Source organism: Amycolatopsis sp. NPDC104819, from assembly GCF_055583145.1.
Genome location: NZ_JBVJON010000009.1, coordinates 242,892 through 255,607, shown reverse-complemented (window position 1 = coordinate 255,607; position 12,716 = coordinate 242,892). Strand labels below are relative to the sequence as shown.

Here is a 12,716-nt window from a genome sequence, read left to right as displayed (position 1 = left end):
CTCACTAGAAGTTTGCACTTTCTCAAAGTTAGTACACTCTATGGGTAAGCAGTCCAGCAGCGAGGAGAAGCAGATGATCGTGGTCACCGGCGCCACCGGCCAGCTCGGCCGCCTGGTCGTGGAAGGCCTGCTGAAGAAGGTCCCGGCCGCCGAGGTCGTCGCGGCCGTGCGCGACCCGGAGAAGGCCGCCGAGTTCGCCGCGCGCGGGGTGCAGGTGCGGCGTGCCGACTACGACGACCCCGCGAGCCTGGCCGCGGCCTTCGCCGGCGCGGACAAGGTCCTGCTGATCTCCAGCAGCACCCCCGGCCAGCGGCTCGCGCAGCACGAAGCCGTCGTCACGGCCGCTCGCGAAGCCGGCGTCCGGCACCTCGCGTACACGAGCGTCCTGTTCGCCGACACGACGAAGCTGTTCGTCGCGCCGGACCACAAGGCGACCGAGGAGGTCATCCGCGCGTCCGGCCTGCCGTTCACCTTCCTGCGCAACGGCTGGTACACCGAGAACTACGCGCAGACGATCAGCCAGGCCCTCGCGGTCGGCTCCTTCGCCGGCGCCGCGGGTGACGGCCGGCTGGGCGCCGTCCCGCGGGCCGACTTCGCCGAGGCGGCCGTCGAGGTTCTGACCGGCGAGGGGCACGAGGGCCGGGTGTACGAGCTGGCCGGCGACGAGCCGTTCGGGTACGCCGACCTCGCCGCCGCGGTGACGGCCGCGGCGGGCACCGAGGTCACCTACCAGGACCTGCCCGTCGAGCAGTACCGCAAGGTCCTCCTCGGCGCCGGCCTGCCCGAGCCGGCCGCGGCGATGCTGGCCGACGCCGACCGCGGCATCGCGGCCGGCGAGCTGTCCTCGACGTCGGGCGACCTGAGCCGGCTCATCGGCCGGCCGACGACACCCCTGGCCGAGGCCGTCGCCGCGTTCGTCAGCAGTTCGACGGCGCCTGCGCCCCGCTGAACCGCTTGACGATCCACTGGTGCGCGTCCGCGTTCCCGGCGAGGATGCCGGTCGCGTGGTCGGAGACGTACGTCTGCCACTGCTCACGGACACCGGCCGCGCAGTAGGTCCGGTGCAGCGTCTCCGCCTGTGGCGTGTTGACGATTTCGTCGGTGCTCGCGTGGTACTGGAACACCGGCACCCGCGGCGGGCTGGCGCCGAGCTTGTTCTGCGCCAGCCGCGCCTGCCACTGCGGCGTGCTCAGCGGGTTCGTCGTGGTGTAGTCACTGATCTTCTTGAACGAGTAGTTCAGCAACAGCTCGGCGACGCAGGCGTTCTTCTTCGCGTCGCCGAGCTGCTGCCGTCCGGTCGCGTTCAAGAACGAATCCAGCTTCAGGTCCGGGTACGCGGCGTCGAGCCCCACCGCGGCGAAGGCCAGGAACCCGAACCCGACGTACCCGTCGAGTCCCTTGGCGACTTCGGTCAGGTCGGCCGGGACACCGCCGGCGACCACGCCGACGACGTTCAGCTCGGGCGCGTAGGTGGGCTGCTTCTCCCCGGCCCACATCGATCCGCCGCCACCCTGCGAGTACCCCTGGAAGATCACCTTCGCCGACTTCGCCAGCTTCGCGGCCGGCAGATTCTGTGCGGCTCGCACGGAGTCGATCACGGCCGGGCCCATGGACTGGCCGGTGATGTAGGTGGGCACCGTCGTCGGCGAGTAACCCTCGTAGTCGGTCACCGCGACCGCGTACCCGCTGGACAGTGAGTCGTTGATCGCCGGCTGGTCGTAGAGCGTGCCGCGTTCCATCGCCTTCGACGCGGTGCACTTGAACGCCGGGCCCTGCGTGCCCACCGCGTACCCGACGATCGGCGCCGCGGCCGGGTCCTTGCCCTTCGGCACCAGGATCGTCCCGGTCACCGCGTCCGGGCGGCCCTGCGCGTTGGTCGAGAGGTACATGACCTGCCACGCGTCGGCGTTGGCGGCGTTGAGCAGCGGCACCGACGGGCGCCAGCGCAGGACGTCACCGGGTTTTCCGGCCGGCAGCGGTGACGGCGGTGTATAGAACGAGTCGTCGAACGGACCGGGCAGGATCGGGGCCGCCGCCGCGCCGGCGGGCGGGCTCGCGGCCACCACTCCCAGCGCCGCCAGCGAGACGCCGAGGAGCGCCGACAGCACGCGTCGCAAGGGGACAGACTTCACCACAACCTCCATCGGGGAAAGGGCTCTCTCATTCAAAGGAAGGCTCAGGCGGGAAGGCCGAGCGCGCCGGCCAGTACCGGCCACGAGTTGTGCAGGGCCCGCTGCCAGTACGGCCAGCTGTGCGTGCCCGGCCCGTAGTAGTCGACGGTCGCCGGGATGCCGGCCTGCCGCAGCTTGTCGGTGAAGCTCTGCGAAGACAGCAGCGCCGACGGCTCCAGCACGTCGCTCTGCCCGGGCGGGTCGAGCGGCCCGGTCTGGCCGTTGCCGCAGGAGAGGTAGAGCGCGGTGCCGCGCAGGTCCTGGACGTGGTCGTAGGGGTTGTGCGACGACCAGATCGGCTGCATCCCGAAGGAGTCGCCCCAGAGGTTCAGGTAGTTGAAGATCCCGGCGCGGGCCAGGATGCCGCCGATCCAGACCGGGATCCCCGGGAAGAGCGTGTTCGGCACCCCGCTGTAGGACGCCGCCGCGCCGAACATCCCCTTGTGCTGGAAGGCGTACGCGAGCGCGCCGTACCCCCCGATCGACAGCCCGGCGATCGCCCGGCGGGTGCCGCCGTGGTACCCGCGCTCGACGATCTGGCGGACCTCCGCGGTGTGGAAGGTGTCCCAGTCGGGTTTGCTCGACAGCCCGAAGTTCCACCACTTCGTGTACATCCCGGCCGGGCCGTCGGTCGGCATGACGACCAGCGCGTCCTTGGTCGCGGTGAACGCCTTCACGTCGGTGAACTGGTCCCACGACTTGTAGTCGACGGGCTCGCAGCAGCCGTGCAGCAGGAACAGCACCGGCCAGGTCCGCGTGGGCTGCGTGGCCCAGCCGCTCGGCACGATCAGCCGGACCATCCCGGTGGTGCCGAGGGCGGGCGAGTCGATCTTCAGGTCGACGGTCCGGGCGTCGAGCCAGGTCTCCTGGACGACCTTCGCGCCGTCGTCGGCCACGGCGGGGCTCGCCTGGGCGGCAGTGACACCATTGGCGAGCAGGACCACGACGGCCAGCATCAGCAGGGTGGCTCTCATCGAAGTCTCCTTCACAGGGGGATGTTTCCGTGTTTCCTGGCCGGCAGGGTCTGCCGTTTGGTGCGTAACGTCCGCAGGGCGCGGGCCACCAGCAGGCGCGTCTGCGACGGCGTGACGACCTGGTCGACGTACCCGCGTTCGGCCGCCAGGTACGGGCCGGCGTGGCGCTTGCGGTACTCCTCGGTGAGCCGCCGGTGCGCGGCGGCGCGCCGCTCCGGCGGCAGCTCCGCCAGCTCCCGCCGGTAGAGCACCTGCACCGCGCCCTCCGCGCCCATCACCGCGATCTCCGCCGTGGGCCACGCCATGGTGACGTCGGCGCCGAGGTGCTTGGAGCCCATCACCGCGTACCCGCCGCCGTAGGCCTTGCGGACGACCACGGTCACCTTCGGGACCGTCGCCTCGGAGTAGGCGTAGATCAGCTTCGCGCCGCGGCGGATGATCCCGCCGCGCTCCTGGTCCGTGCCCGGCAGGTAACCCGGGACGTCGGCGAGGGTGAGCAGCGGGATGGTGAACGCGTCGCAGAACCGCACGAACCGGGCCGCCTTCTCGGACGCGTTGATGTCGATCACGCCGGCCTGGTGCCGCGGCTGGTTGGCCACCACCCCGACCGTGCGGCCCTGGACCCGGCCGAACGCGCAGATCATGTTGGGCGCGAAGCCGCTGTGCACCTCGGTGTACTCGCCGTCGTCGACCAACCGGACGATCAGCTCGGCCATGTCGTACGTCTGGTTCGGCGAGTCGGGCACCAGCCGGTCGAGCTCGAGGTCGGCCGGGGTGACGGTGGCGCTGGTGTCGTCGGCGTACTCCGGGCCGGTGTCGAGGTTGTTCGACGGCAGGTACCCGAGCAGGGTCTGCACCCACTCGATCGCGTCCTCTTCGTCGGCCGCCCGGTGGTGGGCGTTGCCGGCGACCTCGCTCTGGACGGCCGCGCCGCCGAGCTCCTGCGCGGTGACCCGTTCGCCGGTGACGGCGTGCACGACGTCCGGGCCGGTGACGAACATGTGCGAAGTTCCCTCGACCATCACGGTGAAGTCGGTGATCGCCGGCGCGTAGACCGCGCCGCCGGCACACGGGCCCATGATCATCGAGATCTGCGGAACCACGCCGGACGCGTGCGCGTTGCGCCGGCCCAGCTCGGCGTAGTACGCCAGCGACACGACGCCTTCCTGGATGCGCGCGCCGCCCGAGTCGTTGATCCCGACGACCGGGCAGCCGATGCTCATGGCCAGGTCCATCACCTTGAGGACCTTCTCGCCGGAGACCTCGCCCATGCTGCCGCCGAACACGCTGAAGTCCTGCGAGAACACGCAGATCTGCCGCCCGTCGACGGTCCCGTGCCCGGTGACGACGCCGTCGCCCCACGGCCGGTTGGCGTCCATCCCGAACTCCGCGCACCGGTGCCGCGCGAACTGGTCGAGCTCGACGAACGACCCGGGATCGAGCAGCAGCCCGATCCGTTCCCGCGCGGTCAGCTTGCCCTTGGCGTGCTGCCGGTCGACCGCCCGCTTCTCGGCGATCCGGACGACTTCGTCCTGCCGCGCCGCGAGGTCGGCGATCCGGAAGGCCGTGGTCGGCCTGAGCTCGTCCATCAACGCACCCCCACTTCGAGTCTCTCCGCGAGCGCTCCGGTCAGCTCCGCCACGTGGGGCGGGTCGATCATCGAGACGTGGTCGCCGGGCACCCGCACGACCTCGAGGTCCGCGCAGTGCTCGTCCCAGCCGAGGGCCGGGTCGGTGCGCAGGTAGCGCGGGTCGAGCGCGGTCGTCAGCGGGTGCGGGTCCCGCGCCCGCAGCAGCAGCACCCGGCCGTCGTAGCGGACCGGCGTGTACCGTTCGGCGACCCGGGCGTCCACATAGGACTCGTACTGGTGCCGCAGGACCCCCGGCCCCAGGTCCGGCACCTGCGCGGCCAGCCGATCCATCACCCAGCGGATCTGGGCGTCCTCGTCCAGCCGCGCGAGCTCCTCGCGTGGAACTGCGAACGGCACGCCGTAGGTGCGCGAGACGTGCTCGGCGAACCGGTCGAAGCGGTCGAGCAGCAGCTCTCCCACCGGTTTCCCGGGCGCGGGCAGCGGCAGGATGGTGTCGATCAGGAACACCAGCTCGACCGGCTCACCCGCCGCCGTCAGCACCCGGGCCGTCTCGTAGGCGAGGCAGCCGCCGAACGACCAGCCGCCCAGCCGGTACGGCCCGTGCGGCTGGATCTCCCGGATCAGCTCGGTGTAACACGCCGCCTTGGCCTCGACGGTGTCTTCGTCGTCGATCCGCTCGAACCCGTACACCGGCTGTCCTTCGGGGAGCAGCCGGACGAGCTCGCGGTAGACGCTCGTCGGCCCGCCGGCCGGGTGGAACAGGAACACCGGCTCGCCGACGCCGTCGCGCAGCAGCCGCACCGGGCCGTCGCCGTTGCCTTCCAGCTCGGCGCGCAGCAGGTCGGCCATCGCGGCGACCGTCGGCGTGGCGAACAGCCGATCCACGGCGGGCACGGCGCCGAGCTGCTCGGCGAACACCGTGCGCAGCCGCTGTGCGCGTCCGGGATCCCCGCCCACGGCGAAGAAGTCGTCGTGCACCCCGGGTTCCGGACCACCCAGCTCGGCCTGCCAGTGGCGGGCGACCCAGCGCTCGGCCGGGTCACGCGGCCCCGCTCCCCCGGGCTCGGCCGGGTCCGACGTCCCGAAACCGGCCTGCTCGGCGAGGTGACCGGCCAGCTCGGCCAGGCTCGCCCCGCGCAGCAGCAACGGGATCGGCAGCGGCAGTCCGAAGTCTCGTTCGACCGCGCCCCTCGCTCGCATCGCCGACAGCGAGTCGAGCCCGAGCCGGGTCAGCGGCACGTGCCGGTCGACCTCGGCGTAGCCCAGCAGGCCCGCGACGAGCTCGGCCAGGTGGTCGGTCATCGCGGCCCGCGCGGTTTCCTTCGACCCGGCACGCAACGACTCCAGACCGTCCCAAGTGGACTCCGCGGGCTCCGGTGTGAAGAGGGCGAAGAACGGCCGGTCGGCCAGCCGCGGGAACAGCTCCAGCACCGTCTCGGCGGCCACCCGGGCAACCCCGGTCGCCGCGCGGTCGCGCGCCAGCACGGCGTCGAGCGCGGAGAGCGCTTCCTCGGTGCCGAGCGGTTCGAGGACCGGGTTGCGCGACCCGGCCGCGGCGCCGATCTCACCCCAGGCACCCCACTCGATCGTCGCCGCCGGGAGTCCTTGGGCCCGGCGCCAGGTGACCAGCGCGTCGGTCCACGCGTTCGCCGTGGCGTACGCGGCCTGGCCCGGCGAGCCGAACAACGCGGCCGCGGACGAATAGACCAGCCACCAGTCGAGATCGTGCCCGGCGGTCGCTTCGTGCAGCCGCCAGGCGCCGAGCGCCTTCGGCCGCCAGACGGCTTCGAGCGCGGCCACGTCCAGCGTGATCGCCGCGCCGTCGGCCAGCACACCGGCCGCGTGCAGCACTCCACGCAGCGGCACACCGCCGTCGATGGCGGCCGCGACCAGCGCTTCGGCCGTGCCGGGCTCGGCGATGTCCCCGGCCACCACCCGGACGTCGACACCCAGGTCGTCCAGGCCCGGGTCGGCGGGGTGGCGGCTGCAGAGCACCAGGCGCGTCGCCCCGCGGCCGGCCAGCCACTTCGCCGCGGCCAGCCCGAGACCGCCGAGCCCGCCGGTGATGACGTAGGCGCCGTCGCGGACCGGTTCGCGCAGCGGGTCGCCGAGCTCCGGGCGGACCAGTCGCCGGGTGTGACGGATGCCTTCGCGCCAGGCGACTTCGTCGTCCGGGCCGTCCGCGGTGACCTCGTCCCGCAGCTGGCTCGCCCAGAGCCGGGCCGGGTCCGGTTCGCCGTCGAAGTCGACCTGGCTCACGCGGAGCTCGGGGTGCTCGAAGGCGAGCACGCGCACCAGTCCGCGCACGGCCGCCAGGCCGGGGTCGCCGCGCTCGCCGGGTTCGATGCTCTGCGCACCCGCGGTGACCAGCCACAACCGAGGCGGCGCCGGGAGTTCGGCCAGCTCGGCGGTGATGCCGGACAGCGTCACGACCAGCCGGGCGGCACGGGCCGGGTCCGGCGCGGCCGCCCCGCCGAGCAGCGCGACCACCGCGGCCGGTTCCTTCTCGCGGAGCTGCTTCGCGAGTGCAGCGCGGTCTTCGAGGCTTTCCTCGTCGAGCATGATCCAGTTCGGCTCGTGCCCGGCCGCGGGCAGATCGGCCGGCTGCCAGGTCGCTTCGAACAGCAGCCGGGCCAGGGCCGCGTCCCGGAACCGGCGGCAGTAGACGTCCCGGAACTCCACCAGGACGGCGTCCCCGGCGTCGACCAGCTGGACACTGCCGAGCAGGCCGTCGCCGGAGGGATCAACCGAGCCGAGGACGGCGTCGACCCGCACCCCCTTGCGCGGATCCCCGGCGACGACCACTTCGCCCACGGTGAGCGGCAGGTAGAGCGCGTCCGCCTGGCCGACGGCCGCGGCCAGCGCGTGCAGGCAGGCGTCGGCGAGCGCGGGGTGCAGCACGTAGGCGGGATGGTCGGCTTCCGGCAGCACGATCGCCGCCGACGCGCGTCCGGGCGCGGCGGTCACCCGGCGCAGGCCGCGGAAGGCCGGGCCGTAGGACTGGCCCAGGTCGGCCAGCACGCGGTAGAGGTCGACGGGCTCGCCGGCGACCTCGCCGAACGGCGCCGACGGTGTGCCGCCGCTGCCGAGGCGGGCGGTGGCGTGCCGGACCCACTCGCCGTGGGCGGACTTGGCGTGCACGCTCAGCTCGGCGCCGGTGCGGGTGGTCGTCACCTCGGTGTGCTCGGCCAGCGGAAGGACCTCGCGCAGCTCGAGGTCACGAACGTGCCCGCCGGCGGCGAGCGCCAGTTCGAGGAAGCCGGTGGCCGGGAAGACGGGCGTGCCTCCGACGGTGTGGTCGGCCAGCCAGGGCAGCACGGCCGTGCCGACGTCGGCGCGCCAGAGGTGAGTGCTCCCGCCGGGTTGTTCGATGTGGACACCCAGCAGCGGATGGCCGCCGCCGGTACGCGGAGTGCGTCGCGGCCAGAACCGTTCGTGGCGCCAGACCGGACCAGGCAGTTCAACGGACGGCGTCCGCGGGCGACCGGCGAGGTCCGCTCCACCGCGGACGTACAGCCGGGCGAGGCTGGTGAGGAAGGCGACCCGTTCGTCGACCCGGCGGCTGGCCGAGGGCAGGCACGGTTGCCCGGTGGTCTGCTCGATCGCGGCGGCGGCCACCGGGTGCGGCGAGACTTCGACGAACACCCGGTGCCCATCGACCGCGGCGGCTTCGAGGGCCTGGCTGAACCGCACCGGACGGCGCAGGTTTGCCGCCCAGTACTCGACGTCGAAGGCGGGTGTCTCGCGGGGATCGTCGAGAACGCTGGTGTAGCAGGGGATTTCCGGCTTCCCGGCGGTCAGGCCCGCGAGGGTGCCGCGGAACCGCCCGAGCACGGCATCGACGGCGGCGGAGTGCCCGGCCCCGCCGACGGGCAGCCGCCGGGCAAGCCTGCCGAGGCTTTCGGCGTGGTCGACGAGGGCGTCAACCTGGGCGGCGGCGCCACTGACGGTGCACTGGGTCGGAGAGGCGTAGACGGCGACGGTGACCTCGGGGAACTTGGCCAGCTCAGCCGGGGACAGCTCGACGACGGCCATCGCGCCATCACCACCTTGGTCGAGTTCGGCGAGCAGGCGGGCCCGGGTGGTCATGACGCGCAGGCCGTTCCGGACATCGAGCGCCCCGGCGACAACGGCGGCGGCGACTTCACCCATGGAGTGCCCAAGCACGGCGGCAGGAGTGATGCCGTGGGCGCGCCAGAGTCCGGCGAGGGCGAGGTGCATGCCGAAGAGGGCCAGCTGGGTTTTGGCGAGGTCGGTTCTTTCTTGGGTGAGGAGGTCGTGGAGGGAGGTGCCGGTCTCGGTTCGGAAGACGGGGTCGAGCGATTCGACTTGGGTGCGGAAGGCGGGTTCGGAGTGGAGGAGGTGGTGGCCCATGCCGTCCCATTGGGAGCCGTAGCCGGAGAAGACGAAGACAACACCGGGGTCGGCGGCCGCGCCGCCGGGTTCCTCCCGCCCGGCCACATCACGGATGTCCGCGACCACACCACCACCGGCCGCCAGCTCCCTCAGCGCGCCGACCACGTCCCCGCGGCCCTCACCGACCACCGCGCCACGCACCGGTAGGTGCTCCCGCCGATGAGCCAGCGTCGAAGCCACCGCCCCGAGCGGCGCCTCCCGCGCCTCCACCCAGTCCGACAGCTCCCCCGCCCGCGCCCGCAACGCCTCCGCCGACCGGGCCGAGAGCGCGAACACCTGCGGACCATCCACATCAGACCGCACCGGGAACGAAGCCGCCGGCCACTCCTCCAGCACCACATGCGCGTTCGTCCCGCCGAACCCGAACGCCGACACCCCCGCCCGCGCCACACCCGAATACCGCGGCCACTCCGCCGCCTCGTCGACCACCCGCAACCCACTGAAATCGACATGCGGGTTCGGTGACCGGAAGTGCAAGCTCGCCGGCAGCCGCCGGTTCAGCATGGCCAGCACCACCTTGACCAGCCCCGTGATCCCGGCCGCGCCTTCGAGGTGGCCGAGGTTGCTCTTCACCGAACCGACCAGCAACGGCCGCTCGGGCGGACGCCCGTTCCCGAGCACCGCCGACAGCGCGCCCGCTTCGAGCGGGTCGCCCAGCGGCGTCCCTGTTCCGTGCGCCTCGACGTAGTCCACTGAGGACGGTTCGACGCCCGCCGCCGCGTAGGCGTCGCGTAGCAGGGCCGCCTGGGCTTCCGGGTTGGGCGCCGTCAGGCCGTTGGACCGGCCGTCGGAGTTCACCGCGCTGCCGCGGATCACCGCCAGCACCCGGTCGCCCGCGCGCCGCGCCGCGCGCAGCGGCTTGAGCACCACCACCCCACAGCCCTCACCCCGGACGATGCCGTCGGCGCCGGCGTCGAACGGCTTGCAGTGGCCGTCCGCGGCGAGCACCCCGGCGCGGTGGAAGCCCGCCGTGATGCCGGGTGACAGCAGCACGTTCACGCCGGCGACGAGCGCGGTCTCGCTTTCGCCGAGCCGCAGGCTCTGCACCGCCTGGTGCACGGCCACCAGCGACGACGAACACGCCGTGTCGAGCGTGAGGCTGGGTCCACGCAGGTCGAGCAGGTACGAAAGCCGGTTCGCGGTGATGCTCGCCGCCGCGCCCGGGCCGGACCAGACGTCGACCCCCGCGACGTCGGTCATCGTCAGCGAGCCGTACTCGGTCGCCGACAGCCCGACGAACACCCCGGTCCGGCTCCCCCGCAGGCTCGACGGCGGGATCCCGGCGTGCTCCAGCGCCGCCCAGGCGACCTCCAGGACGATCCGCTGCTGCGGGTCCATCGCCTCGGCCTCACGCGGCGTGATGCCGAAGAACGCGGCGTCGAACCCGGCGACGTCCGCGAGGAAACCCCCGCGCGGCGGCACATCGGCGAAGTCCTCGGCGGGCGCGAACGTCTCCCAGCGCCCCTCCGGGACGTCGCCGATGCCGTCGCCGCCCGCGTCGAGGAACCGCCAGAAAGCGTCCGGGGAGTCGATTCCGCCCGGCAGGCGGCAGCCGAGTCCGACGATCGCGACCGGTTCCCCTTCCGCCACCGGCAAAGCCTCCAACGAAAGAGAATCCACAGTGGACAGATGAGTCGCAAGAGCGTTGATCGTCGGGTACTGCCAGACCAGCGTCACCGGCAACGGGCGGCCCAGCACGTCACCGAGATCGGCGGCGAGGCTCGTCGCGTCCCTCGAGGACAGTCCCGTCTCGCTCAGGGGACGGTCGGGATCCACCGCGCCGACCCGGGCGACGAGCCAGGCGCGGATCTCACCGGCGTTCATCCCAGCCGCCGCGAAGCCAGCGAACCATCCAGATAGGACTCCCGGCACCGCGCCCGGCTGATCTTGCCGCTCGACGTGCGCGGAACTTCGCCGGGTGGCAGGAAAACGACGTCGTGCAGCCGCAGGCCGTGCCCGGCCGACACCGCCGAGCGCAGCGCGGCCGCCGCTTCGGTGACGTCGGCATCGCTGTCCTTGGCCCGTTCCAGCACGGCGACGGCGGCTTCCCCCTCGGCGCCGTCGATCGCGAACACCGCGGCCGAATGCGGGCGCACGACGGGGTTCTCCTCCACGGTCTGCTCGACGTCCTGCGGGTAGTGGTTGCGCCCGTCGACGACCACGAGGTCCTTCAGCCGTCCGGTCACGAACAGCTCACCGTCGACCACCACGCCGAGGTCGCCGGTCGCCAGCCAGCCCGCGCCGGTGTCCGGGTCGAGCGGCGGCAGGCCGAACGTGACCGCCGACGCGGCGGGCCTGCCCCAGTACCCGCGGCCGACGTTCGGGCCGCTGACCCGGATCTCGCCGACCTGGCCCGGCTTGACCTCCGAGCCGGTCTCGAGGTCGGTGACGCGGACACGCTGGCCGACCGGGCGGCCGCACGAGACGAGCGTGGTCGCGGACGCGCCCGGGGCGGCCGGTTCGGCGAACCCGGCGGCCAGCCGGGCCCGGTCGAACGTCGCCTGCCGCGCCGGTTTCCCAGCGCCAGTAACAGAAACGAAGACGGTGGCTTCGGCCAGGCCGTAGGACGACCGGTGCGCCTCGGGCCGCAACCCGCACTCTTCGAAGGCGGCCTGGAACTTCGCGATCGTCGAGGGCAGCACCGGTTCGCTGCCGTTGATCAGCGACACGACCCGGCTCAGGTCCAGATAGCTCTTCTCGGCCTCGGTGACGCGGGAAGCGCTGTAGGCGTAGGCGAAGTTGGGCGCGGCACTGATCGCGCCGGGGCTCGCGGAAAGCGCACGCAGCCACCGCGACGGCCGTTCGAGAAAGGCCAGCGGGTCCAGCAGGAGCGACGCCATGCCGCTGGCCATCGGCGCGCCGATGCCGAGGATCAGGCCCATGTCGTGGAACAACGGCAGCCAGCTGACCGTCGAGGTCGTCCGCGCTTCGGCGCCGTACGCGGCGCACGCCTGACGCGCGTTCGCGAGCACGTTGCGGTGGGTCAGCACAACCCCGGCGGGCGAGCGCGTGGACCCCGACGTGTACTGCAGGTACGCCGGCGCGTCGGGATCCGGCCGGGGCCAGTCGCGCGGCGGGACCGGAGCCAGAGCGTCGACGGCCACCACCGCCGGACCGCCGGTGAACGCCTGCACGACGTCGACCTCGTCGGTCGTGGTGAGCACGACCCGCGGGGTGCAGTCGGCGAGCGCCGCGGTCAGCCGGCCCGCGTGCCCGGGCAGGCCGGGCGCGAACAGCGGCACCGCGACGAGACCCGCCCGGAGCGCGCCGAGAAACCCGACGACGTAGTCGGCGGACTGCCCGGCGAGCACCGCCGAGCGCTCCCCCGGCGCGGCGATTTCGCTCAACCGCGCGGCAACCGCGTCGACGCGCTCGTCGAGCTGACGCCAGGTGAGCGTGTTTGCCCGGCCGTCCGCGGACGTGCGGTGGTCCAGGTGGGTCAGCGCGACCTCGTCGCCGAGGACCCGCGCCCAATGGCTCAACAGGGTTGCGAACGATTCGGCGTCGCCGTCCGTTTCCCCGGTGACGGGAAGCGGCTCGGAAATGGTTTCCATGGTCCCTCGC

Annotated in this window: 6 protein-coding genes; 1 reads left to right on the top strand and 5 read right to left on the bottom strand. The window is 72.8% G+C overall.

Annotated elements, in window-relative coordinates:
- Positions 1-73: 73 nt before the first annotated feature.
- Positions 74-949 carry an SDR family oxidoreductase gene (locus ACZ63E_RS29310; RefSeq protein ID WP_465339465.1) on the top strand — a complete coding sequence of 292 codons (876 nt, stop codon included), beginning with the start codon at positions 74-76 and terminating at the stop codon, positions 947-949.
- Here the strand turns inward: ACZ63E_RS29310 and ACZ63E_RS29305 are convergent.
- The 5 genes from ACZ63E_RS29305 to ACZ63E_RS29285 are packed head-to-tail and all read right to left on the bottom strand — an operon-like array spanning position 918 to position 12,706.
- The gene (locus ACZ63E_RS29305) at positions 918-2,132 is read right to left on the bottom strand and encodes a lipase family protein (RefSeq protein ID WP_465339330.1); all 1,215 of its coding nucleotides are present in this window, start codon (positions 2,130-2,132) and stop codon (positions 918-920) included. The genes ACZ63E_RS29310 and ACZ63E_RS29305 overlap by 32 nt on opposite strands.
- A gap of 44 nt (positions 2,133-2,176) precedes the next feature.
- Positions 2,177-3,145, bottom strand: coding sequence for an alpha/beta hydrolase (locus ACZ63E_RS29300; protein WP_465339329.1), 969 nt, complete (start codon positions 3,143-3,145; stop codon positions 2,177-2,179).
- An 11-nt stretch (positions 3,146-3,156) separates the two neighbouring features.
- Positions 3,157-4,734, bottom strand: a complete 1,578-nt coding sequence (locus ACZ63E_RS29295) for an acyl-CoA carboxylase subunit beta (protein ID WP_465339328.1) — start codon at positions 4,732-4,734, stop codon at positions 3,157-3,159.
- Positions 4,734-10,976: an SDR family NAD(P)-dependent oxidoreductase gene (locus ACZ63E_RS29290; RefSeq protein ID WP_465339327.1), complete on the bottom strand. Its 6,243-nt coding sequence runs from the start codon at positions 10,974-10,976 to the stop codon at positions 4,734-4,736. Before ACZ63E_RS29290 ends, ACZ63E_RS29295 begins: the two co-directional genes overlap by 1 nt.
- Positions 10,973-12,706: a fatty acyl-AMP ligase gene (locus tag ACZ63E_RS29285; protein ID WP_465339326.1), complete on the bottom strand. Its 1,734-nt coding sequence runs from the start codon at positions 12,704-12,706 to the stop codon at positions 10,973-10,975. The genes ACZ63E_RS29290 and ACZ63E_RS29285 overlap by 4 nt, the downstream gene beginning before the upstream one ends.
- Between the last annotated feature and the right edge of the window lie 10 nt (positions 12,707-12,716).

Bases quoted from the DNA above. Each gene is read 5' to 3' on its own strand.
- ACZ63E_RS29285 (WP_465339326.1), bottom strand. From the start codon at position 12,706: ATGGAAACCATTTCCGAGCCGCTTCCCGTCACCGGGGAAACGGACGGC.
- ACZ63E_RS29300 (WP_465339329.1), bottom strand. From the start codon at position 3,145: ATGAGAGCCACCCTGCTGATGCTGGCCGTCGTGGTCCTGCTCGCCAAT.
- ACZ63E_RS29290 (WP_465339327.1), bottom strand. From the start codon at position 10,976: ATGAACGCCGGTGAGATCCGCGCCTGGCTCGTCGCCCGGGTCGGCGCG.
- ACZ63E_RS29310 (WP_465339465.1), top strand. From the start codon at position 74: ATGATCGTGGTCACCGGCGCCACCGGCCAGCTCGGCCGCCTGGTCGTG.
- ACZ63E_RS29295 (WP_465339328.1), bottom strand. From the start codon at position 4,734: ATGGACGAGCTCAGGCCGACCACGGCCTTCCGGATCGCCGACCTCGCG.